At 56.8% G+C, this 23354-nt stretch carries 25 protein-coding genes; 12 read left to right on the top strand and 13 right to left on the bottom strand.

Going from position 1 to position 23354, the window contains the following annotated elements; genetic code table 11:
* The first annotated feature begins 95 nt into the window (after positions 1–95).
* Positions 96–1628 carry a YifB family Mg chelatase-like AAA ATPase gene (locus VV869_RS22745; RefSeq protein ID WP_337737228.1) on the top strand — a complete coding sequence of 511 codons (1533 nt, stop codon included), beginning with the start codon at positions 96–98 and terminating at the stop codon, positions 1626–1628.
* Positions 1629–1684: 56 nt separating this feature from the next.
* Here the strand turns inward: VV869_RS22745 and VV869_RS22740 are convergent, their stop codons facing one another.
* The 5 genes from VV869_RS22740 to VV869_RS22720 all read right to left on the bottom strand — a co-directional run bounded on the left by VV869_RS22740 (position 1685) and on the right by VV869_RS22720 (position 5704).
* Entirely contained in the window at positions 1685–2287 is a 603-nt protein-coding gene (locus VV869_RS22740; protein WP_337737227.1) for a DsbA family protein, read from the bottom strand.
* 66 nt (positions 2288–2353) lie between these two features.
* Complete coding sequence (locus tag VV869_RS22735) at positions 2354–3343, bottom strand: serine/threonine protein kinase (protein WP_337737226.1); 990 nt, start codon at positions 3341–3343, stop codon at positions 2354–2356.
* Between the two features lie 96 nt (positions 3344–3439).
* A complete protein-coding gene (gene ccoG / locus VV869_RS22730; RefSeq protein ID WP_337737225.1) occupies positions 3440–4870 on the bottom strand; it encodes a cytochrome c oxidase accessory protein CcoG in 1431 nt (476 codons plus the stop codon).
* 246 nt (positions 4871–5116) lie between these two features.
* Positions 5117–5383, bottom strand: a complete 267-nt coding sequence (locus VV869_RS22725; RefSeq protein WP_337737224.1) for a YihD family protein — start codon at positions 5381–5383, stop codon at positions 5117–5119.
* Between the two features lie 135 nt (positions 5384–5518).
* Positions 5519–5704, bottom strand: a complete 186-nt coding sequence (locus VV869_RS22720; RefSeq protein WP_337737223.1) for a hypothetical protein — start codon at positions 5702–5704, stop codon at positions 5519–5521.
* 299 nt (positions 5705–6003) lie between these two features.
* Between VV869_RS22720 and VV869_RS22715 the strand changes: the two genes are divergently transcribed.
* The 3 genes from VV869_RS22715 (at position 6004) to trhA (ending at position 8358) form a co-directional block, all read left to right on the top strand.
* A complete protein-coding gene (locus tag VV869_RS22715) occupies positions 6004–6681 on the top strand; it encodes a FadR/GntR family transcriptional regulator (RefSeq protein WP_337737222.1) in 678 nt (225 codons plus the stop codon).
* A gap of 135 nt (positions 6682–6816) precedes the next feature.
* Entirely contained in the window at positions 6817–7599 is a 783-nt protein-coding gene (locus VV869_RS22710) for a sporulation protein (protein WP_337737221.1), read from the top strand.
* Between the two features lie 99 nt (positions 7600–7698).
* Positions 7699–8358 (top strand): PAQR family membrane homeostasis protein TrhA, encoded by a 660-nt coding sequence (trhA, locus tag VV869_RS22705; protein WP_337737220.1) that lies wholly within the window; start codon positions 7699–7701, stop codon positions 8356–8358.
* An 82-nt stretch (positions 8359–8440) separates the two neighbouring features.
* Here trhA and VV869_RS22700 read toward each other — a convergent pair whose 3' ends face one another.
* The 5 genes from VV869_RS22700 to def all read right to left on the bottom strand — a co-directional run bounded on the left by VV869_RS22700 (position 8441) and on the right by def (position 14248).
* Entirely contained in the window at positions 8441–9886 is a 1446-nt protein-coding gene (locus tag VV869_RS22700) for a TrkH family potassium uptake protein (RefSeq protein ID WP_337737219.1), read from the bottom strand.
* 5 nt (positions 9887–9891) lie between these two features.
* Positions 9892–11268 carry a Trk system potassium transporter TrkA gene (gene trkA / locus VV869_RS22695; RefSeq protein WP_337737218.1) on the bottom strand — a complete coding sequence of 459 codons (1377 nt, stop codon included), beginning with the start codon at positions 11266–11268 and terminating at the stop codon, positions 9892–9894.
* Between the two features lie 94 nt (positions 11269–11362).
* Positions 11363–12643, bottom strand: a complete 1281-nt coding sequence (gene rsmB, locus VV869_RS22690) for a 16S rRNA (cytosine(967)-C(5))-methyltransferase RsmB (protein WP_337737217.1) — start codon at positions 12641–12643, stop codon at positions 11363–11365.
* Between the two features lie 114 nt (positions 12644–12757).
* Entirely contained in the window at positions 12758–13702 is a 945-nt protein-coding gene (fmt, locus tag VV869_RS22685; protein WP_337737216.1) for a methionyl-tRNA formyltransferase, read from the bottom strand.
* Between the two features lie 24 nt (positions 13703–13726).
* Positions 13727–14248 (bottom strand): peptide deformylase, encoded by a 522-nt coding sequence (gene def, locus VV869_RS22680; protein ID WP_337737215.1) that lies wholly within the window; start codon positions 14246–14248, stop codon positions 13727–13729.
* 325 nt (positions 14249–14573) lie between these two features.
* Between def and VV869_RS22675 the strand changes: the two genes are divergently transcribed.
* Genes VV869_RS22675 through VV869_RS22660 form a run of 4 tightly spaced genes read left to right on the top strand, consistent with a single transcriptional unit; the run spans position 14574 to position 17812 of the window.
* Complete coding sequence (locus VV869_RS22675; RefSeq protein WP_337737214.1) at positions 14574–15653, top strand: LysM peptidoglycan-binding domain-containing protein; 1080 nt, start codon at positions 14574–14576, stop codon at positions 15651–15653.
* 2 nt (positions 15654–15655) lie between these two features.
* Positions 15656–16756 carry a DNA-processing protein DprA gene (dprA, locus tag VV869_RS22670; RefSeq protein WP_337737213.1) on the top strand — a complete coding sequence of 367 codons (1101 nt, stop codon included), beginning with the start codon at positions 15656–15658 and terminating at the stop codon, positions 16754–16756.
* 2 nt (positions 16757–16758) lie between these two features.
* On the top strand, positions 16759–17232 hold the full coding sequence (locus VV869_RS22665; RefSeq protein ID WP_261601307.1) for a DUF494 family protein: 474 nt from the start codon (positions 16759–16761) through the stop codon (positions 17230–17232).
* 25 nt (positions 17233–17257) lie between these two features.
* Positions 17258–17812 carry a DNA topoisomerase family protein gene (locus VV869_RS22660; protein ID WP_337737212.1) on the top strand — a complete coding sequence of 185 codons (555 nt, stop codon included), beginning with the start codon at positions 17258–17260 and terminating at the stop codon, positions 17810–17812.
* Between the two features lie 138 nt (positions 17813–17950).
* Here VV869_RS22660 and VV869_RS22655 read toward each other — a convergent pair whose 3' ends face one another.
* Positions 17951–19066 carry a 5-(carboxyamino)imidazole ribonucleotide synthase gene (locus VV869_RS22655; protein WP_337737211.1) on the bottom strand — a complete coding sequence of 372 codons (1116 nt, stop codon included), beginning with the start codon at positions 19064–19066 and terminating at the stop codon, positions 17951–17953.
* A complete protein-coding gene (gene purE, locus VV869_RS22650) occupies positions 19063–19554 on the bottom strand; it encodes a 5-(carboxyamino)imidazole ribonucleotide mutase (protein ID WP_337737210.1) in 492 nt (163 codons plus the stop codon). The genes VV869_RS22655 and purE overlap by 4 nt, the downstream gene beginning before the upstream one ends.
* Positions 19555–19764: 210 nt before the next feature.
* On the opposite strand from purE, the gene tsaC reads away from it, so the two are divergent.
* From tsaC to VV869_RS22630, 4 genes are all read left to right on the top strand, one after another.
* The gene (gene tsaC, locus VV869_RS22645; RefSeq protein WP_337737209.1) at positions 19765–20322 is read left to right on the top strand and encodes an L-threonylcarbamoyladenylate synthase type 1 TsaC; all 558 of its coding nucleotides are present in this window, start codon (positions 19765–19767) and stop codon (positions 20320–20322) included.
* 6 nt (positions 20323–20328) lie between these two features.
* Positions 20329–21234 carry an oxygen-dependent coproporphyrinogen oxidase gene (gene hemF / locus VV869_RS22640; protein ID WP_337737236.1) on the top strand — a complete coding sequence of 302 codons (906 nt, stop codon included), beginning with the start codon at positions 20329–20331 and terminating at the stop codon, positions 21232–21234.
* 91 nt (positions 21235–21325) lie between these two features.
* Positions 21326–22147 (top strand): shikimate dehydrogenase, encoded by an 822-nt coding sequence (gene aroE, locus VV869_RS22635; RefSeq protein ID WP_337737208.1) that lies wholly within the window; start codon positions 21326–21328, stop codon positions 22145–22147.
* A gap of 2 nt (positions 22148–22149) precedes the next feature.
* A complete protein-coding gene (locus VV869_RS22630; protein WP_337737207.1) occupies positions 22150–22413 on the top strand; it encodes a DUF1488 domain-containing protein in 264 nt (87 codons plus the stop codon).
* A gap of 4 nt (positions 22414–22417) precedes the next feature.
* On the opposite strand, the gene VV869_RS22625 is transcribed toward VV869_RS22630, so the two are convergent.
* On the bottom strand, positions 22418–22957 hold the full coding sequence (locus VV869_RS22625) for a gamma carbonic anhydrase family protein (RefSeq protein WP_337737206.1): 540 nt from the start codon (positions 22955–22957) through the stop codon (positions 22418–22420).
* Positions 22958–23354 lie beyond the last annotated feature (397 nt).

Here is a 23354-nt window from a genome sequence, read left to right as displayed (position 1 = left end):
TCCTGCCTGCATAAATAGGCTACGTTGAACCCAGTTTTGCATGTATTTCAGCCAGAGATTGGCCGGGACGGCCGCTCGGCTCAGGATGGATGAGGATGACGTTAGCCATAGTTCACAGCCGCGCCAGTGTTGGCGTCGGTGCCCCGCCGGTGACGGTGGAAGTGCATATCAGTAACGGGATGCCGGCGCTGACCTTGGTCGGGTTGCCGGAAACCACGGTGAAAGAAGCCCGGGATCGGGTGCGAAGCGCCATTATGAATGCCAATTTTGAGTTCCCTTCCCGGCGTATTACGGTGAATCTGGCCCCGGCCGATCTGCCCAAGGAAGGCGGCCGGTTTGATCTGCCGATTGCGTTGGGTATTTTGGCCGCTTCTGGTCAAATCCCGACACAAAGCCTGCAAGATTATGAATTTTTGGGTGAGTTGGCGCTATCCGGCCAACTCCGTCCGGTCAAGGGCGCACTGCCGGCTGCCCTGGCCGCCAAACGGGCCGGGCGTTGTCTGGTGGTGCCCGATCGCAATGGCGATCAGGTGGCGCTGGTGGGCCGCGACTGCCATAAATCGGCGCCGGATCTGCTGGCGGTGTGCGGTCAGTTATGTGGTCAACAACAGCTGAGTTTGTCGGTACGCCAAACCCCACCTTCGGAAGACAACACGCCCGTTTCCGGCCGGGACATGCAGGATATTATCGGCCAGCAACAGGGCAAACGGGCGCTGGAAATTGCTGCGGCTGGCGGGCATAACCTGTTGTTTCTCGGCCCGCCCGGTACCGGGAAAACCATGCTGGCCTCGCGGCTGTGCGATCTGCTGCCGGCGATGAGTATTGAGGAGGCACTGGAGACGGCTGCGGTGACCTCCCTGACTCAGCAGGCCCTGCATGAGGGCAACTGGCGCCGGCGCCCTTTTCGCACCCCGCACCATTCGAGCTCGATGGCGGCTCTGGTCGGTGGTGGCTCGGTGCCACGACCGGGGGAGATCTCCCTGGCCCATAACGGGATTTTGTTTCTCGATGAAATGCCGGAGTTTGAGCGCAAGGTGCTCGACTCGCTGCGCGAGCCGTTGGAATCCGGTGAAATTGTGATTTCTCGTGCCACCAGCAAAACCCGCTTCCCGGCTCGCTTTCAGCTGGTGGGCGCGCTGAACCCCAGCCCGACCGGTTACTACGAAGGGAACCAAACCCGCACCAATCCGCAGGCCATTTTGCGCTATCTGGGCAAACTGTCCGGGCCTTTGCTGGACCGGTTCGACATGTCGATTGAGATCCCCGCCCTGCCCCGCGGCACGCTGGCTGAAGGCGGTGATCGCGGCGATCCGACGGCGGTGATCCGCGAGCGGGTGTTCCGGGCGCGCGCGGCGATGGTGGATCGGGCCGGGAAAGTCAACGCGCTGTTGTCGACCCGGGAGCTGGAACACTACTGTGCCCTGGCGCGGGCCGATGCCGATTTTCTCGAAACCGCCTTGCACCAGCTCGGCTTGTCGATCCGTGCGTATCACCGCATCATCAAGGTCGCCCGGACGATTGCCGATCTCGCGGGGTGCCCTCAGATTGAACGGGCCCACCTGGCCGAAGCGCTGGGCTACCGGGCGATGGATCGGCTGATGAAGCAACTGACATCTCAGGCGATGTAGGCGTTTCGATAACAAAAAAGGGCCAGGCGGCCCTTTTGTCGTAGCTGGCAACGGATTTACTTTTTCAGCAGGAAATTGACCAGCTCGAAGTACTCTTCGGTCGAGGCAATTTTGCCGGTTTGCACCAGGTATTTGTTGTTGACGATCAGCGCCGGAACGCCGGTCAGGCCGCTGTCCTGGAAGCCTTTGTCAAAGCGGTTGACCATAGAGTTCACGGCAAAGCTGTTGAAGGCGCCGTCGAACGCTTCGGCTTCCACGCCTTCATCGATGAAGATCTGACGCAGCTCCTGATCGTTGCGCGGCGGCTTGTTCATGCTGTGAATGCGGCCGAACAGCACCGGGATCATTTTGTCCTCGACACCCAGCACGACTGCCGTGGCGTACGCTTTGCTCATGGATTTGCCCATCGCACCGCCCATGAAAGAGACGTGGCTTTTTTGTAGTTTGGCATTGTCAGGCAGGGTTTTCTTCATCGCCTGGATCACGGGTTCAAACCGGTGACAGTGCGGGCAGTAAAACGAGAAAAACTCCGTCACGATCGGGGTGCTGGATTTTGGCAGATCCAGGACTTTGTAGTAATCCCCTTCGGTGAACTTGGCGGCCTGAACCGAGAACGACAGCATGGCAGCCGTCGCCAGTGCAAATAGCTTTTTAAACATGTTACGAGATTCTCCCTGAGAAAATTGAATAACCTGCACGGTCATTCGGTTGAGGTTATGACAATATCACCACTGCGGCATCAATTGCAGGGGCGGTTCATTGAGTGCGGCCAGTTGCTCTTTAAATGCCAGCACCTGGCCTTCCCAGTATTTACCGTCGGCAAACCAGGGGAAAGCCCGCGGAAAAGCCGGGTCCTGCCAGCGCTTGGCCAGCCAGGCCATGTAATAGACCATTCTAAGACCGCGTAATGGCTCAATAAGTTGCAATTCTTTCGGGTTGAAGTCGGCAAATTCACTATAGGCTTCGAGCAGCGTATCGAGCTGGGCCAGCTGTTCGCTGCGCTCGCCGCTCAACAGCATCCACAGATCCTGCACCGCCGGGCCGTTGCGGGCATCATCGAGATCGACAAACAACGGGCCATCGCGCCAGAGAATATTGCCCGGGTGACAGTCGCCGTGCAGGCGCAGGGGCTGCCAGTCGGTATGCCAGCGCTGGGAGAGCTCTCCAATCAGACGATCGAGATCGGCAAAGAAGGCAGCCTTCAGGTGGTCCGGAATAAACGGGCTGTTTTCCAGCAGCGCTCTGGGCTGTTCCAGATACTCGGTCAGGCTGATGGTCGGACGGTGCCGGAAAGGCTGGCGCTGACCCACCTGGTGGATGCGGCCGAGAAACCGGCCGACCCATTCTAAATGGTCATAATTATCGACCTCGAACTGGCGGCCGCCCAGGCTGGGAAACAGGGCAAAGCGGTGCCCCTGGAAGTGGTGCAGGCTTTGACCATCATAGACGATCGGGGCGGCGACCGGGATTTCCTGCGCAGCCAGCTCCTGGGAAAAATCGTGCTCTTCCTGGATCTGCGCGTCGCTCCAGCGCTGCGGGCGGTAAAATTTGGTGACGTAGCGGGCACCGTCTTCGGCACTGAATTGGTAGACCCGGTTTTCGTAGCTGTTGAGCGCCAGGAGGCCGGACTCGGCACGTACCCCGATACTGTCGAGGGCATCGAGCAGCAAGTCGGGGGTCAGATCAGAAAAACTAAAACCATCTTGTTGTGTCATTTGAACATTCCGAGCCTGTGTTTGGCTTGTCAGTATAACACTTTCATAAAAAAGGGCCGTTTCCGGCCCTGATTTTATGTGTGACGGCTTTGAGCGTTAGCGCAAGTCACCGATAAATCGGCTTTCGGTGCGCAGCTCCAGCGTTTCGCCCCCGGCTTCTTTTTCCATCACGAAGGTAATGTTGGCAATCGGCTCTTTCAGCAAGTACGGGTCGACGCCCAGGCTGACTGGCAGGGTGTAAATTTCCCCTGCGGCGACAGTGACCTGTTGCTGACCGTACCATTCGATCTCCTCCAGTCCTTCGACATGCAGGTTAAAGATTGCCGGTTGTTGGGTTTTATTGAGCAGCTTCAGGGTATAGGTGTTTTCAACCAGCCCTTCAGCATTGACCTTGAACAACTGGTTGCGGTCGCGGATCACATCCAGACCCATCGGCTGGATGGTGGTCATCAGGTAGAAGAACAGGCCGATCATCACCCCCATCACTGCGCCGTAGCCCAGCAGTTTCGGCCGCATGACATGGGTCTTGTGGCCCGCCAGTTTATGCTCGGTGGTATAGCTGATCAGGCCGCGTTCATACCCCATACGATCCATGGTTTGATCACAGGCATCGACGCAGGCACCACAGTTAATACACTCATATTGCAGGCCGTCGCGGATGTCGATCCCGGTCGGACACACCTGCACACAGAGGTTACAGTCGATACAGTCACCCAGGCCCAGCTCTTTCGGATCTTTCTTGCGCGAACGTGGCCCGCGGGCCTCACCACGCTGGACGTCGTAGCCGACAATGTAGGTATCTTTGTCGAACATGGCAGACTGGAAGCGGGCGTACGGACACATGTGAATACACATGATGGAGCGCATCCAGCCGGCGTTGGCATAGGTACAGCCGGCAAAGAACAGGACCCAGAACCCGGCCAAGAAGCTGGCATTGAAGGTGAAGAAGTCAATAAACAACGCCTTGATCGGCAGGAAGTAGCCGACAAACGTCAGGCCGGTGACCAGTGCCACGGCGAACCAGGCGATGTGTTTGGCCGTTTTTCTGGCCAGCAGGTTGCCGGTCAGTTTCATACTGTCTTGCGTGCGGCGTTTGTTCGCCGGCCCTTCAAGCTTTTCTTCAAACCAGATATAGATGAACGTCCAGACCGTTTGGGGGCAGAGATAGCCGCACCAGACCCGGCCCAAAAAGGTGGTGATGAAGAAGAGCGCAAAGGCCGCAATCATGAGCAGGCTGGCCAGCAGGGTCAGATCCTGGGGCCAGAGGGTGGTCCCGAAGAAATTGAACTGCTGACGACCGATATCGAGCAGAATGGCCTGGCGATCACCGTACGGGATCCAAGGCAGGCCCATAAACAGGAGCATCAGAAACCAGCCCGTGTTGCGGCGCAGTTTCTGGTAAACCCCATACACAGCCCGGACATAAATGCGGTTGCTGGGATTGAAGCGATCAGAGGTTCCTTTGTGGGTTTTGGGATTGAACTCTTGCGGTGTTACATCCTTTATCTTGATTCTTTCATGGCTCATGACATTACTTTCCTTGGGTGACCCCATTTATAACTATAGCAAGGGCTTACGGTTCGGTACGTTGCCTGACCGCTCATCTTTTTATATGCACAAATACTGTGTTGATTATATTACAGACGTATTTTCCATAACTCTAACAAGGTCATAGTTTGGCGAACAGATACAGATCAGGAGTTGACAGGGTAGTACAGATGACACCGGCTGATTGCGCCGGCGTCAGAGGGGAATCGGCGGATTGCCGCAGGATTATTTGATGATCCCGCGGGCGCGCAGAATGGCGGTTTTGAAGTCCGGCTCGCAATCTTTGGCGATCCCCGGAATCATGGCATCGGGCGCTTGCTCGCGCATCTTCAGATGATAAATCAGCACATCATCGGTCAGGTCGGCCAGTTTGCCCTGGTATTTGGCTTCTTCGGCCAGCTGAAGGAGAAACTCGACCAGGTTGAGGTCCGGCGATTTTTGCCAGGCAGGATGCAAAAGTTCGATCAGTTCATTGACGCGGTGGGTTTTCATGGTAGCTCCCTGGGTTCAGCGGACAAGACCGGCCTGAATAGGCCTAATGATTATCCGGGTAAATTACCCCAAACCGAGTAGGGTTACAAATGCCAGATCAGATGGTGACCGTGGCAAGACGGTCACCATCGGCCATCAGGCCGCTTGTTCTTCGCGTACCGGACGGGTCGGCTGTGGGCTGTTCGGCTCACCGGTTGCCGGCGTTAAGGTCAGCAGGGTCGCGGTGGCTTGGGTTTTGGCCTTGCAGCGGGCGGCGTGCGCGGTTGCACGTAAGCGTGCCGGGCTGCGGGGGGCCATTCTGGCAAAAGTTGTTGAGCGCATGGTTCACCTATCGTGAGGCGGCGCATCCGTGGCCAAATCTATCAATTCACTGCCGCCGTTATCGCTGGCGAAACCTATCCTGTGCGGCAGTGCGGGTATTTTTCGGCGGCGAATATATCAGCAACCAAATATGAAGTCGAGCGAATATTTATGATGGTTTCTCATGCGGTCTGCGGGGAATAACAGCAAGAAACTGTTAGCCTTATCGGCATCTGTGAAGATAAACCGTTTCTCGGTGTGTGCTTTGTGGTCTAATGCCCCTAGTTGGCAACTATTATAAAAATAGCCTGGGAGGGAAAATGGAACGGGATCAGCAACGGTTAGTGACCAACCGGAACCTATCTTACAAACTGGCCGAGTCGATTGGCCAGCGGATACTGCGTGGAGAAACCGTACCGGGAGATATTTTACCGGGCGAAGTCGAATTGGGCGAAATGTATGGCGTCAGTCGTACCGCCGTGCGCGAAGCGATCAAGATGCTTGCTGCCAAAGGGATGGTCCTGCCCCGCCCCCGCATTGGGACCCGGGTGCTGCCCAAGCGCAACTGGAACTACCTGGATCAGGACTTACTGGTCTGGCTCAGTTGTGAACAGCATCATGAACTGGTCGAAGAATTCCAGCAGGTTCGCATGACGCTGGAGCCACAGGCCGCGGCGCTGACAGCGGTCAATGCCAGCGAGGCGGATCGGGCAGAGCTGAAAGCCCTGATGGATGCGATGTATCAGCTGGGCGAGAATTTCGACCAGAATCAATGGATTGACGTCGATACCCGTTTCCATCAGCTGATCTATTTTGCTTCGGGAAATCACTTTATCAGCCCGTTCGGGAATTTGTTCAAAGCGGTGTTTGAAAGTTATTTCCGGATCATCACCCGCGATCGGATACTGAAGCTGGATATTCATCAGCGGATTGTGGATGGGATCCAGGCACGGGATCCGGACGCTGCCCGCCAGGCCACCATTGATTTGCTGAAATAATTTCCCAAAATTTCGAGACGGAGCCCAGGCTCCGTTTTTCTTTTTCATTTCCCTGTGGCGCTTGCTTGCGGCTGACCCCAATTCTTTGCAAACTACACTTGTTGCATATCTGAATCAACGGATTGAGGAGGGGGGATGTCTTTGTTCCGGAAAAGCCTGGCCAGTCTCGGGATTGGCGCGGCGAAAGTGGATGCGGTATTACAGCGCGATGTGCTGATCCCGGGGGAGATCCTGCCGGTCACCGTGGTCGTTCAGGGGGGCAAGGCCGCCCAGACCGTAGAGCGTATCCAGATCTACCTGTGTTGCCAGTACCTGGAAGATGTCGAAACGGAGACCGAGTCACCCGAGACGGAAACCATCCGCCAGACCTGTACGTTGGCCAGCTGGTCGCTGGCGGAGCCCTTTACCGTAGCCGCCGGGGATACCCGGCAGTTCGAGGTGGCACTGACGCTGCCGTACAACACCCCCATTACCATCGGCGATGCCAAAGTCTGGCTCGAAACCCACCTCGATATTCCGCTGGCTCTGGATCCGAAAGACTGTGACCGGCTGACGGTGCGTCCGGATCCGCTGATGGACGCTGTGTTCACCGCGCTGGAGCAGGCCGGGTTGCGGATCCGCCAGGTGGAGTGTGAGGCTGCGCAAGGCTTCCCCCTGCCCTTTGTTCAGGAATTTGAACTGGTACCGGTTGCCGGGCCGTTTCATGGCCGGTGGCGGGAGCTGGAAATTGTGGCCTATCGCCATGACACCGAGCTGGCGCTCTGGTTTGAGATTGATCGCCGCCATCACGGCCTGCGGGGAATGCTGGCCGGATTGCTCGGACAGGGTGAGCTGGAACGGCATTGTGTGATCCCGGCCGACACCCCACCGTTGCAGGCGGGTGAGTGGGTGCTGGCGTACTTGGATCAACATACCTGAGTCTCGCGGGTGAATTATTTATTTCAGCTTACATCTGTAAGCTAAGTTGTGCCATACTGCGAATCAATTGAGTTAATATTCTCATGAGGAGTTTCGCAGATGTCAAAGCAGATGGCAGCCAGAGCTGAGTATTCGGTCGCTGAAGAGGTGGCAAACAGCATCAGCCACGGCCTGGGGATGATTTTCGGGATTGTCGGCCTGGTTTTATTATTAAACCAGGCCATTGATGCCGGCGCGGACGGGCTGAGTATTACCAGTCTGAGTATTTACGGCAGCAGTATGATCTTGCTGTATCTGGCCTCCACCCTTTATCACGCGATCCCGTTTGAGCGCGCCAAGCGGGCCCTGAAAACCTTCGATCACTGTGCCATTTACTTGCTGATCGCCGGGACCTACACGCCTTTCTTGCTGATCTCACTTCGCACCCCACTGGCGATCACACTGATGGCGGTGATCTGGAGTATCGCCCTTGTCGGCATTGTGCTGAAAATTGCCTTTGTGTACCGATTTAAACGCCTGTCTCTGATCACTTATCTGGTGATGGGGTGGCTGGCCCTGGTCGCGGTTTATCCGCTGGCCCTGTCCTTATCGACCGGCGGACTGATCTTGCTGGGTGTCGGCGGGGTGGTCTATTCGCTGGGGGTGATTTTTTATGTCTGGGACCGGGTGCCGTTCAATCATGCCATCTGGCACCTGTTCGTGCTCGGCGGTACCGTGTGCCACTTCTGCTCGATTTATTTCTACGTCGAACCGATTTAGCCGAAAACGGTGAACATCCCATTCGCCCCGCCGCTGATCATCAGCGCCGGGGCGTTGAACCCTTGGATTCTCGCGCGTCGAATTAGTTACGCCAGAAGGCCGGGAAGAACACCACCAGTACGGTCAGGATTTCCAACCGGCCCATCAACATCCCGAAGCTTAAAACCCATTTGGCCAGATCCGGCAGGGAAGCAAAGTTCCCGGTCGGCCCGATCACCTCGCCCATCCCCGGGCCGACATTGGCGACGGCGGTCATCGCCCCGGTGATGCTGGTGACCGGATCCAGTCCCAGGCCACCTAAGATGGCCGCGACCACGATGATGGTGAGAATAAAGGTCAGGGCAAAGGCCACTACCGAGCGCACGATATTGTCGGTCACCGGGCGGCCGTTGTAGCGCTGGACGAAAATACCCGACGGGTGGATCAGCTGCATCATCTGCTTGCGCAGCAGCGCCAGCGCAACCTGGAAGCGGAAGATTTTGGCCCCGCCGGCGGTGGAGCCGGAGCAACCGCCGGCCAGCATCAGAAAGGCAAACACGATGGTCGGAAACGGTCCCCAGGCTGAAAAGTCGGACAGTCCGAAGCCGGTGGTGGTCACCACTGAGATGATGTTAAACAGCGCCACCCGAAACGCGTCGCTGAACGTATAGTCCTGCTGCCAGGTCAGCCAACAGGCGACAGCCAGCCCGGCAGACAGCACCAGCAGGGTAAAGCCGCGGACCTGGGCATCTTTGAGCAACGCGGTGACTTTTTTCTTGCGCAATGCCTGCACAAACAGCAAAAACGGCAGGCCCCCGGCAAACATGAACACAATCGCCACCCAGTGGGCCTGGTTGGAGAAGTGGTTCATCGAGCCGTCGGACGTGGAATAGCCGCCGGTCGACAGGGTGGTAAATGCGTGGTTGATGGCATCAAAGGAATTCATCCCGGCCAACAGGTAACCGATAAAGCACAGTCCGGTCAGGATCAGGTAGACGTTGACGATATTCTTCGCCACGTTTTTGGTCCGCGGTGAGCTTTTATCCGACCAGTCGGAAGACTCGGTCTGGAACAGCCGCATCCCGCCCACGTTCAGCATTGGCAGGATGGCAACGCCCATCACGATAAAGCCGATCCCGCCCAGCCATTGCAGGGTCGAGCGCCACAGTAGAATGCTCGGGGCCATTTCGTCCAACCCGCTGAGGACCGTGGAGCCGGTGGTGGTGATCCCCGACATGGTCTCGAAGTAGGCATCGGTAAAGCTGATGTGGTTGATAAACACAAACGGCAAGGCGGCGAAGGCGCTGGCGATGGTCCACACCAGGGTGGTGATCAGGAACATGTCCCGTACCCCGAGCTTGAACTCCTCAGTCCGGCCGAGCGTCAGGCAGAGAAATGCCACCAGGTGGGTGATCAGCACCGCAGTGGCAAAGTCGATAAAGCCCCCGGTGCCGGTAAAAAAGGCCAGCAGCGTGGGCACGTACATGAACAGGGCGATCTTGGAAAGGACCAGCCCGATCACAAATAAAATGGGACGGTAGTTCACCATAGCAGTTACAGGAAGAACGGGCTTGGTTGGAACAGGCGTTCAACGTCAGGGATATACTTCTTGTCGACCAGGAACATCACCACGTGATCGTCTTGCTCGATCACGGTGCGGTCATGGGCGATCAGCACTTCATCCCCCCGTACGACGGCACCGATGGTGGTGCCCGGCGGCAGTTTGATCTCCCCGATTGCCCGCCCGACCACTTTCGAGGTACTGGCATCACCATGGGCGATGGCTTCAATCGCCTCGGCCGCGCCGCGGCGCAGCGAGGAAACGTTGACGATGTCGGCCTTGCGCACGTGGGTCAGCAGGGCTGAAATGGTGGCCTGCTGTGGCGAGATCGCAATATCGATGGTGCCGCCCTGAACCAGGTCAACATAGGCACCGCGCTGGATCAGCACCATGACTTTCTTGGCGCCCATCCGCTTGGCCAGCATGGCCGACATGATATTGGCTTCATCATCGTTGGTGACGGCAACAAACACATCGATCTGCTCGATGTGCTCTTCGCTCAGCAGCTCCTGATCGGAAGCATCGCCGCAAAAGACAATGGTATTTTCCAGCATTTCGGACAGGCTCTCTGCCCGATCCGGGTTGTGCTCAATCAGTTTGACGCTGTAGCTCTGCTCCAGGCGGCGAGCCAGACCGGCCCCGATGTTCCCCCCGCCGACAATCATCAGTCGCTTGTATGGTTTTTCCAGCCGTTGCAGCTCACTCATCACCGAGCGGATATGGTTGCTGGCGGCGACGAAGAAGACTTCGTCATCGGCTTCGATAATGGTGGTGCCTTGCGGCCGGATCGGCCGCCCCTGACGGAAAATCGCCGCCACCCGGGTATCAATGTGCGGCATATGTTCGCGCAGGGCCGACAGAGCATTGCCGACCAGCGGACCGCCGTAATAGGCTTTGACGGCTACCAGACCGACTTTGTCTTCGGCAAACCCAACCACCTGCAGTGCCCCCGGATACTCAATCAGTCGCTCAATGTAGCCGGTCACCAGCTCTTCCGGCGCGATCAGGTGATCAACTGGCACCGCGTCGGACTGGAACAGGTGCTCTTTCTCTTTGAGGTATTCCGGTGAACGGATCCGTGCCACCCGGTTCGGGGTGTTAAACAGGGTAAATGCAATCTGACAGGCGATCATGTTGGTTTCGTCGGAGTTCGTGACGGCCACCAACATATCGGCATCCTGGGCACCGGCTTCGCGCAGCGTGCGGGGATGGCTGGCAAAGCCTTGAACCACCCGCAAATCATATTTGTCCTGCAGCTCGCGCAGCCGCTCCGGATCTTTATCGACAATGGTGATGTCGTTATTCTCGCCCACCAGGTTTTCGGCCAGTGTGCCGCCGACCTGACCGGCACCGAGGATGATAATCTTCATAGCATCTCTGTTTACGGTTCGTTCTGCATTAGGTTACTACGCCCTGCGCAAGTGACCTTGAGGTAAATCCTTGTTTTGACAGATTCAGGACATTCTATGGTGTTTTTTGGATCACAGCGTAGTAAAACCCGTCCATCTCGTCTTCTCCCGGCAGGATTTGGCGTCCCGGCTGTTGCGGATCGCTGTCGATCAGTGTGGCATCGGCCGTGCGGGCTACAAAGGCCGTGACTTGATCGCGGTTTTCCTGCGGTGTGATTGAGCAGGTTGCGTACACCAAGGTCCCGCCCGGTTTGAGCTGTTGCCACATGGCATCGACGATTTCAGCCTGGAGCTGCGCCAGTGCTGCAATGTCATCGGCGCGGCGCAGCCATTTGATGTCCGGATGGCGACGGATCACCCCGGTGGCCGAGCATGGTGCATCCAGCAGAATGCGGTCGAACTGCGCTCCCTGCCACCACTGCGACGGGTAGCGGGCATCGGCGCACAGGGTCTGGGCCTGAAGGTTCAATCGCTTCAGGTTCTCGTGGACCCGGGCCAGGCGGGTCTCGTCACAGTCAATAGCGACCACGTCACATGCGGGCTCGCGCTCCAGGATATGGGCCGTCTTGCCCCCCGGTGCGGCGCAGCAGTCGAGGATCAGCTCACCGGCCTGTGGCTGGAGGTATTCCACCGCCAACTGGGCGGCTGCATCCTGGACCGACACCCAGCCTTCGGCAAAGCCTGGCAGCTTGCTGACATCGCACGGGCTGAGCAGGCGCAGGGCATCCGGCGCTTGCGGGTGGATCGCACTCTCAATGCCGGCGTCATTCAGCAGCGCCTGATAGGCGTCGCGGCTGTGGTGACGGCGGTTCACACGCAGCCACATCGGCGCCTTGGTATTGTTCGCGGTCAGGATGTCTTCATATTGTTCCGGGTAGCTGGTCTGGATCAGTTTGAGTAACCAGCCCGGATGGCCGTAGCGACCGGCATCATGGCTTTGGGCCTGCTCATCCAGACTGGCCTGCTGGCGCTGGTAATTGCGCAGCACGGCATTGATCAAACCGCGGAGTTGCGGTTTTTTCAGGTTCTTGGTGGCATTGACGGTTTCGGCCACGGCGGCATGGGCGGGAATACGCATGTAGCCGAGCTGGTACAGGCCGACCAGGATCAGGTGGTGAAACACCCGTTGCTTGCCTTTGAGCGGCTTGTCCATCAGTTGCTGGGTGATGGCTTCTAATTTCGGCAGCCAGCGCAGGACGCCATAGCAGATTTCCTGCAACAGGGCCTGATCGCGCTCTCTGATGTGTTGCTGGGCGGCAGGCAGGGCCGAGGACAGGGACTGGCCTTGATCGACAACCTGATAAATCACCTCGGCTGCTGCGGCTCTTACGTTCATTTGGTATTCCTGAGTTAGTTCTGCGGGCGCTTCGGCAGGCATTGCGGCACCGGCAGTTGAATTATTCGTTTCCGGGGCAGAAAAGAAAAGCCAGTGCAGACACTGGCTTGATGATTAAAGTACGGTGCCGGCGGCAAACCAGTCCCGGCGCGAATTGAGCAGATCCTGCGCGGGCATGGCTTTTTTGCCCGGCGGTTGCAGCTCCAGCAGACGCAGGGCGCCGTTGCCGGTCGCGACCAGGATCCCGTGTTTGTCAGCCGCCAGAATCGTGCCCGGCGCCTGGCCTTGGTTGTCGGTTTCGACAGCGGCGCGCCAGACTTTGACGTTCTGTTCGGCGACGGTGAAGTAGCTCATCGGCCATGGATTAAAGGCGCGAATGCAGCGCTCAATGGCAGCGGCGTCCATTGTCCAGTCAATTTGGGCTTCTTCTTTGCTGAGTTTCTTGGCGTAATTGGCCTGGGCGTCATCCTGCTTCACCGGTACGGCGGTGCCGTCGGCAATCTCGTTGATGCACTCAACGAGGGCGATCGGCCCCAGTTCAGCCAGTTTGTCATACATGGTGGCGCTGGTATCGGTGGCTTCAATCGGCGTGGTGGCAATTTTCAGCATATCGCCGGTATCCAGACCGATATCCATTTGCATGATGGTGACACCGGTTTCGGCATCACCGGCCCAGATGGAGCGCTGGATCGGCGCTGCGCCCCGCCAGCGCGGCAGAATGGAGCCGTGAACATTGATACAGCCCAGACGCGGGGTATCGAGCACTTTTTGCGGCAGCAGATGGCTGTAGGCCACCACGACCATGAGATCGGCATCAAGCGCGGCCAGTTCTTGCTTGGCTTCATCGGATTTAAAGTTTTCCGGCTGATAAACCGGAATGTCGTGCGCCTGCGCCAGTTGCTTCACCGGGCTGGCGGTGATTTTTTTCCCGCGGCCGGCCGGTTTGTCGGGCGGTGTATAGACGGCAATTACGTCATGGTCTGAAGACAACAACGCCGCCAGGTGACGGGCGGCGAAATCAGGCGTACCTGCAAAAACAATGCGTAACGGCTTGCTCAAGGTCAACTTCCTTACAATCTGGGGTTAGGCTGGGTTAGCGTGCTTTTCGTTAAAGCGTTTGATTTTCGCCAGTTTTTCCTGAATACGCTTGCGTTTCAGCGGAGACAGGTAGTCGACGAACAATTTGCCTTGCAGGTGATCCAGCTCGTGCTGTACACAGATGGCTAGCAGATCATCGGCCTCGAACGTGTATTCCTCGCCGTCGCGGTTCAGGGCTTTGACGGTGACAGCCGCGGCACGCGGCACCAGGGCACGGGCGCCCGGAACCGACAGACAGCCTTCCTCAATCCCGTCTTCACCATGCTTTTCGATGATTTCCGGGTTGATCAGTACCATAGGCTGATTGCGCTCTTCAGAGATATCGATCACCACGATGCGTTGGTGGATATCAACCTGAGTGGCGGCAAGGCCAATACCTTCCTCGTCGTACATGGTTTCGAGCATGTCATCGACAATTTTTTGGATCTCAGGGGTCACCGCTTCGACGGGTTTGGCCACCGTCCGCAGACGCTCATCAGGGAATGTTAATACTTGCAATACAGACATAGGTACTCGTACAAATGGATAGTGCTAAAAACGGTTATCGCTTATTTGCTCTAATTCTAGTCATTTTAAAGATCAAATAACAGCACCGCAGACCAATTGCGTCCCGGTCTCCGGCGGTGTTGGCAAGCTGAGCTGACTTCCCTGCCCGGTTGCCGCGAACTTGCCGTCGGCAAAACATTAATCTGCCGGTGAGGATGCAACGCCCGGAATGGGGAGTGATGTGTGCCGAAAAACATGGGCGGGCTGGTTTGACGCCATAGACACGCTCTGAGCCGGATGCCAACCTGTGGTGATTAATGGTCGTAGCATTCAGGGAGAAATGAGCATGTGGCGATGGGTGGCGGGGTGCGTTTGTGTGTGGGGAATGGCGATCAACAGCCTGCATGCGGCAACCTTGACGGTGAAAACGGAGAGCCCGTCGGTATATACCGTCCGGAAAGGGGATACCTTGTGGGATATTTCGGAGCATTTTCTCGAGAGTCCCTGGCGCTGGCCGGAATTGTGGCAGGCGAACGATTATATCAAGAACCCTCATTTGATTTATCCCGGTGATCAGCTGCACCTGATCTGGCGCGACGGCCGGCCGCAGTTACAGTTGAAAAGAACCGTGAAACTCTCGCCGCGTGTCCGGGTGGAGCGCACGCCGATCCTGACGTTACCGGCGCAGCTGTTGATCCCTTATGTGGAAGACCATCGCTTGCTGACGGCTGCGGATGTCTCGCGTCTGCCCCGAGTGATGGGCGACAGCCAGCGGCAGCAGTTTATTACCCCGGGGGCCGCCATCTGGGTGGATGAACCGTTGAGCCCGCAACGGCAATGGGGCGTTTATCGCCCGGATGGCAGCTTTACCCGTACCTTGGCCGGCGGCGAGACAGTTGAAGTGGTGGCCCTGAAAGCGATTGCCGAGGTGTCGGTGGTCGGTCAGGCGGACGAGCGCAGCCAGATAGCGATCACGACCTTGTTGCAGGAAGTTCGCCAGAATGATGTTCTGCTCCCCTCGCCTGCCCCCGTTCGCGAGTCAGCTTTGCGTTTTGTTCCGTCTGCGCCGCCGCACGGATTACACGCCCAAGTGTTGGGGGGACTGACCAACCAGCAGCAGTATCTGGCCACGGCCATGGTGGTGGTGCTGGACCGGGGGCACTTAGATGGGACCCGAGCCGGACAGGTGTTTCAGCTCCATCGCCCGGCAGTGCCAATCCGGGGAGAGACCGGCCAATATCGTTATGGGTCGGTGACACAGCACACATCCGCCACAGGGCTTACCGGCCCGGTGATCGGGGATGTGATGGTGATCCGCCCTTATGAGCATTTCAGTCTGGCAGTGATCACCCGGGCCGCAGCCCCATTTGAACCGGGCCTGGCGGCGCGCCCGCCAGGGGTGTCCAGCGGGCCTGGAAAGGGATAATCATGAGCGAGGACGATCTGGTCGCGTGGCTGACCTTGGCTGCGGTGCCTTATTTAGGGGGGCACCGGATCCATCAGTTACTGCCCTATGCCTCGCCCCGGCAATTGTGCCGAATGTCGGCTGAAGAGTTAAATGCCATCGGCTTGAAGCCGCGCCAAGTTGAGGCGTTACTTCGGCCGAACGCGCGCCGTCTTGAGCGCTGCCTGCAATGGGCACAAGGGGTGCATCAAACCATTATCCCCCTCGATTCGCCTGATTATCCGCCGCTGCTCAGGGAAATCGCCTCGGCACCGCCGCTCTTGTTTGTGCGTGGTGATCCCCGGTGGCTGCATCAGCCCCAGATTGCCGTGGTCGGCAGCCGTTCTGCCAGCATTGACGGGCGCGAATCGGCCTATGCGTTCGCAGCCGCGCTGGCGGCCGCGGACTATGTCGTGACCAGCGGATTGGCATTAGGCGTCGATGGCCAGGCTCATGCTGGCGCGCTGCGTCATGGCGGTGGGACCGTTGCCGTGTTGGGCTCGGGGCTGGAGCGGCTCTACCCGGCCCGTCACCGGGAGTTGGCGGGGCAAATTGTCGAACAAGGGGCACTGGTCTCTGAGTTCTGGCCGGATGAAGCGCCCCGGCCGCAAAACTTTCCCCGCCGCAACCGAGTGATCAGTGGCCTGTCCGTTGGCGTATTAGTGATCGAAGCGGCAGAAAAAAGCGGATCGCTGATCACAGCGCGCTATGCCCTTGAACAAGGACGCGAAGTGTTTGCCCTCCCCGGCTCGATCCATGCACCCGGTAGTCGTGGATGCAATGCATTGATCAAATCCGGTGCTAAATTGGTAGAAAGTCCGGTCGATATTTTTGAGGAGATTGGGAGTCTAACCGAGTGTGTAAAAAGTAAGCAGTTAGACATACCGTTACCACAACCTGAAAATGAAGAATTGCCATTTTCATCGGTGTTGGCTAACGTAGGCAATGAGGCAACACCCGTAGATGTAGTTGCTGAACGCTGTCAACAACCTGTACATGAAGTGATGACGCAATTGCTGGAACTGGAATTGCGAGGGGTTGTTTCCACAGTGCCCGGTGGCTATATCAGAACGAGGAGGGGCTAGTTATGATGGATATCCTAATGTACCTGTTTGAGACCTATATTCACAGCGATGTGGAATTGCTGGTCGATCAGGACGAGCTATCGGATGAGCTGCAACGTGCCGGCTTCCATCAGGAAGATATCTATAAAGCTCTGACATGGTTAGAGAAACTGGCTGCATTGCAAGACACCGAACATACACCGTACATGAATAATAGTGCGGTGACCTCAATGCGCATCTATACCGCCCAGGAGATGGCGCGGCTGGATACCGCCTGTCGCGGATTCCTGACCTATCTGGAGCAGATCCACGTTCTGAGTGCCGACACGCGCGAAATGGTGATCGACCGGGTGATGGAGCTGGAGACCACCGAATTTACCCTCGACGATTTGAAATGGATCATTTTGATGGTGCTGTTCAATGCGCCGGGCAACGAAAGTGCCTACAGTCAGATGGAAGAGCTTCTGTACGGCGTGGAAGACGGGTATATTCACTGATTGCCTGGGCAGATGTGAAGAAGGTATGGCTGGAAAAATTGACGAGCAACTGTTTTCGGCTCGGGCGCATGCACTAGAGCAGCACTGTCCGCAGTGCGGTGCTGAGTTGGTGATGCGTAACAGTAAACGGGGGCCTTTTTTAGGCTGTGCGGGGTATCCCGCCTGTGATTTCATTAAACCGCTGCATCACAATGACGGTCATGTGGTAAAACACCTGGGTAAAGCCTGCCCGGATTGTGGCGAGGAGTTACTGCTTCGCCAGGGGCGCTACGGGATGTTTATTGGCTGTTCCGGGTATCCGGCGTGTCATCACATTGAGTCACCGGAGCGCAAAGCCGAAGATACCCAACTGACCTGCCCTGAATGCGGACAGGGACATTTGCTCGAGCGTAAGTCTCGCTATGGCAAAACGTTTTATGCGTGCGATCAGTATCCGGGATGTCATTTTGCCGTGAATGCCAAGCCGGTTGCCGGCCACTGCCAGCAATGCGGGTTTGGTTTGTTGATCGAGAAAAAACTGGCCGGTGGCAGCAAGCTGCAGTGTGCCGATCGTAAATGTCACGCTTACCAGGACGCCTAAAGCGCGCCCTACCCGGGTTCTGAGCCCTGATGTCATCCGTCTTTGAAGTAATTCGTTTTTGAAGCAGTCCGTTTTTGAAGCAACAAAAAGCCAGCAATCGCTGGCTTTTTTGGTGATTAGGGTGATGCGGGGCCGAGGCTATATCCGCACAACCGGAAATGCATCCGGATCCAAATGTGCCGCCAGCTCATCCAGGGCGGTTTTTAAATCGCACGCAGGGCTGGCACAGACATTGATGTGCCCCATTTTCCGGCCGGCGCGTTTTTCTTTCCCGTACCAGTGAACATGGCAGTGCGGCAGGCCTAAGATCGCGTTATCCAGCGTATCCTCGCCGAGAATATTGACCATAGCTGTCGGACGCAGCAAAGCGGTGCTCCCCAGAGGCAGACCGCAGACGGCGCGCAGATGGTTTTCAAACTGGCAGGTCTCAGCGCCCTGTTGGGTCCAGTGACCGGAGTTGTGGACGCGCGGCGCGATTTCGTTCACCAACAGCGTCCCGTTGACTTCGAAGAATTCAATTGCCAGCACACCGACATAATCGAGCGTTTCTGCCAGTGCCTTGAACATCGCTTCCGCATCGGTTTGCAAAGCCGACGAATCAGATTGGGCGACCGACAGGCTGAGGACGCCGTTGCTGTGGGTATTTTCGGTCAGCGGGTAAATGGCCAGGCTGCCGTCCTGCCCGCGTGCGCCGATGATCGATACTTCCCGATCAAACGGGATGAAGGCTTCGGCGACGATCGCCTGCTCTGGCGCGGCTTGCAGAAATTGCTCCAGCTCCGCCCAAATCGCTTCTTTGGCGTCGGCAGACTTGAGTCGCCACTGCCCTTTACCATCATAGCCGCCGAGGGCACTTTTCAGCACCATCGGCAGGCCGACGGTGTCAATCGCTTGCTCAAAGTCATCCCGGTTGGTAATGATGTGATAGGTTGCGTTGGCCACGCCGGCCCGATCCAGCAGGCGCTTTTCCAGACGGCGGTCGCCCCCGGCTTTAATGGCTTCCGCCGTCGGGCGGAATTTGCCGCTGGCTTCACAGAGTTCCAGGATATCGTGCGGGATATGTTCGAACTCCGCGGTGATCACATGGGCGTAGGTGATCGCCGTATTGAGCCCTTTCATCATCAGCTGTTGGGTCAGCGGATGCACCACATGCCCGGTGCCGACATCGTAAGCCAGGACCTCAATATTCAGGGGGGCTCCGGCCAGCGCCATCATTCTGGCCAGTTGGCCGGCGCCCAGCACTAAAACCTTCATGATGCGTCCTCGGCCGGGTTCGGGTTGCTTAACACCTGATTGGTTTGCTCTTGACGGAATGCATCGACGGCAGCCATCACGGTGCTGTCCTGGGTGCCGATGATTTGGGCGGCCAGCAAACCGGCATTGGCTGCACCGGCATCACCAATGGCCAAAGTACCGACGGCAACGCCTTTCGGCATCTGGACGATCGACAGGAGTGAATCCATGCCCTTCAGCGCCCGCGACTGGACCGGAACGCCCAGGACCGGCACACTGGTAAACGCAGCGGTCATGCCAGGCAGGTGGGCAGCACCGCCGGCACCGGCAATGATCACTTTAATGCCGCGCTCATGGGCTGTTTCTGCATATTCAGCTAGCAAATGCGGAGTCCGGTGGGCCGAAACCACTTTGGTCTCATACGGTACGTTGAAGCGTTCCAACATCTCAGCAGCGTGTTGCATGGTTGGCCAGTCTGACTTTGAGCCCATGATAATCCCGACTTTCATCCCGATCTCCTTTGGGTTAGCTAATTGAAGGCAACGAAGGCTTGGCGCGCATTATACGGTGATTTTCTGTGAAGGAAAACGTTTGCGTCAGGGTTTGTCTCAGGTTTTGTTAAGGGATATTGCGGAACATGGCCTTGTCAGGCCGGAGTGGGTAAAATACTCGCAGCAAAGTTGAAACGGGCATCCAACCGGTGCCGGAACGAGGGTGATGTGGATAATTTGACGCAAGTGCTGGCTGCGCTGCAGCAAGGTGATGTGGTGGCCTACCCGACTGAGGCGGTGTTTGGCGTGGGCTGTGATCCGGATAATGAGCAAGCGGTTCATAAGCTACTGGCGCTCAAACAGCGTCCGATCGAAAAGGGGCTGATCCTGATCGCCGCCGATTACGCGCAGCTGGCGCCTTATGTGGATGACAGCCAGTTGAGCGACGCGCAAAAGCAGCGGATTTTCGACACCTGGCCCGGGCCGGTGACTTGGGTGATGCCGACCAAACCGGGCGTCCCGGCCTTTTTGACCGGCCAGTTTGATACCATTGCGGTTCGCGTGACGGATCATCCGTTAGTGCAGCAGTTATGCCGCCAATTTGGCAAGCCGCTCACCTCGACCAGTGCCAACCTGACGGGTCAGGCGCCGGGACGAAGTGCCGAAGAGGTCAAACAACAGCTGGGTCAGTATCTACCGGCTATTTTACAAGGGGAAACCGGCGGACGTGACAATCCGTCTGAGATCCGAGATGCCCGGACAGGGAAAGTATTTCGCCAAGGATAATTAATGATGCAAGATGTGAGTAAGCAAGCCGTAAAAACGTTTTTGTTAGACCTTCAGGACCGGATTTGTCAAGCGCTTGAGCAGCAAGATGGCGGGGCGACCTTTGAGCAGGATGCCTGGGAGCGAGAGCAAGGCGGCGGTGGTCGCAGCCGGGTTTTGCGCCAGGGGCAGGTGTTCGAGCAGGCCGGGGTGAACTTCTCTCATGTCTATGGCACCGAAATGCCGGGATCCGCAACCGCGCATCGTCCGGAGTTGGCAGGCCGCAGTTTTGAAGCCATGGGGGTGTCGCTGGTGATCCACCCGAACAACCCCTATATCCCGACTTCTCACGCCAATGTTCGTTTCTTCATTGCAGAAAAGGAAGGTGAAGATCCGGTGTGGTGGTTTGGCGGCGGTTTCGACCTGACCCCGTTTTATCCCTTCGAGGAAGACTGCCAGCACTGGCATGATACGGCTAAAGCGTTATGTCAGCCATTCGGGGATAAGGTGTATGCCGAGCACAAAGCCTGGTGTGATCGCTATTTCTTCCTGCCGCATCGCAATGAAACCCGCGGCGTGGGTGGGTTGTTCTTTGACGATCTGAACCAATGGGGCTTCGAGAAGAGCTTTGCCTACATGCAGGCCGTCGGGAACGGGTATCTGGATGCGTATCTGCCGATTGTGGCGAAACGCAAAGACACAGAGTACGGCGAGCGGGAGCGTCAGTTCCAGCTCTATCGCCGTGGCCGCTATGTAGAGTTCAACCTTGTTTACGATCGTGGCACCTTGTTTGGCCTGCAAAGTGGTGGGCGGACTGAGTCGATCCTGATGTCGATGCCGCCTCTGGTGCGTTGGGAATATGGATTTGAGCCGGAGCCTGGCTCACCGGAGGCTGTGCTGTATGAGCGCTACCTTCAACCCCGGGATTGGTAACCGCTAAAAACGGTTTGTTCCTGTGGAAAGGCAATGATAGGGTCAGTGATTCACTGACCCTTTTTGTTTTCAGCGCATGGATTTCTTGCAAATGGATAAGTACGTTGTGTTCGGCAATCCGATTGCCCAGAGTAAATCACCTCTCATTCATACCCTGTTTGCGCGTCAGACGGCACAGAAGATGAGTTATGAAGCCAGGCTTGCCCCGTTGGATGGATTTGTCGCAGCATTAGATACCTTTTTTGCAGAAGGCGGGCGTGGCTGTAACGTGACGGTGCCGTTTAAAGAGCAGGCTTTTGATTATGCCGATCAGCTGACCGAACGGGCGCGTCTGGCCGGTGCCGTGAATACCCTCAAAAAGTTAGATGATGGGCTGGTGCTCGGAGACAACACCGACGGTGAAGGGTTAGTACAGGATTTGCTGCAGCATCAGGTCGCATTGAAAGGGAAACGGGTCTTGTTGGTCGGGGCTGGTGGCGCAGCACGGGGCGTGGTTTTGCCATTGTTGGCGCAGCAACCGTCATCGATCACGATTGCCAATCGAACTCTGGCGAAAGCCGAGGCGTTGGTCGATGCCTTTGCCGGGCATGGCCCGGTTGACGCCATCGCGCTGGATAAACTGGCCGATGAGCAATATGACGTGATCATCAATTCCACCTCGGCCAGCCTGAGCGGTCAGTTGCCGGGGATCCCGGAAAGCCTGATCCAGCCGATGACGGTGTGTTACGACATGGTCTACGGGCGCGAACCCACCGCATTTAACCAATGGGCGCAGCAGTTGGGTGCAAAAGTCGTGCTTGACGGGCTGGGGATGCTGGTCGGCCAGGCAGCAGAGAGTTTTATGGTATGGCGTGGTCTTCGTCCGGGCGCGAAGCAAGTCCAGCGGGAGCTGCGTCGTTTAATGCAGGAATAATCATGAACCAAGATATTTTATTTGCCGATATTCAGCACTGGGACCGTGAAAAGCAAGCAGTGAGCTTTCCGGCGCAGCAGGCCGGCGCGTTAATCACATGCTGGGTCAGTCTGGCCTGGTTGCAACAACAGGAAGCGCAAACCCTCAGCAGTGAAGCGGACATCCTGGCGGCGTTTGCCGCCTGTCGCTTCGATCTGGAAGAGCTGGCAGAAGCATTGATCGAAGATGAAGTCTTTAATGTCGACGGGGATATTGAGATCGGCTAAGGGGTTAGCCCTCAGCCAGATAATCGTTTTTCAGCCGTACATAGTTGTCGGCGGATGCAGGAAGAAAAGCCCGCTCTTGCTCGGTCAGTGGCCGGGCTTGTTTGGCCGGGTTGCCAATATAGAGATAACCGCTTTGCAGTCGCTTGCCCGGGGGCACCAGGCACCCTGCCCCGATAATGACGTCATCTTCGACGACGACACCATCCAGAATAATGGCGCCCATCCCAACCAAGACCCGATCGCCTACCTGGCAGCCATGCAACATCGCCTTGTGGCCAATTGTCACATCTTGACCAATAATTAGGGGATGGCCGTCAGGGTTGCTCGGGCTCTTACGCGTTACATGCAAAACGCTGCCATCCTGAACGTTGGTTCGTGCGCCGATACGAATCGTATTGACATCACCGCGGGCGGCAACCAGCGGCCAGATACTCGAATCTTCTGCGAGGTGAATGTCACCGACCAGAACTGCTGTGTCATTCACATAGGTCGTTGATGAGAGCGAGGGATAAATCCCTTTATAAGGGCGAAGTGCGTTTTGCATGAAAGGAAAACCCTGAAATTGACAGTTTACTCGGTCAGAATAGCTTGCTGATGGCGTAATTAACACCGGAAAATGACGGTTCTGGGTGATAATTGTACGCTTGGGCTCAAATGACAAATTTATTTCAATTTAGCCCTTGCGTCTGCGATCGAACTCTCTATAATGCGACCTCACTGACACGGAGCGCGGCGAGATAAGCCAGCGACGTGAAAGAAAAGTTCTTTAACAATTTGACCATGCAATCTGTGTGGGCACTCGTGAAATGATAGTCAAAAAGATTTATCAGTGAACTGAGTGACCAAAACGACATAGCTTCGGCTATATCGGCACAGTCAATTTATTTTTGCTTCTGCTTTTTCTTAAAAAGCGGCGGCAAGAAATCAGTAATCACTGAGCC

The sequence above is a fragment of the Photobacterium sp. MCCC 1A19761 genome (assembly GCF_037389125.1).
Taxonomy (GTDB): Bacteria; Pseudomonadota; Gammaproteobacteria; order Enterobacterales; family Vibrionaceae; genus Photobacterium.
Note: the sequence above shows the minus strand (reverse complement) of the source record. Positions and strands in the feature narration are given on the sequence as shown.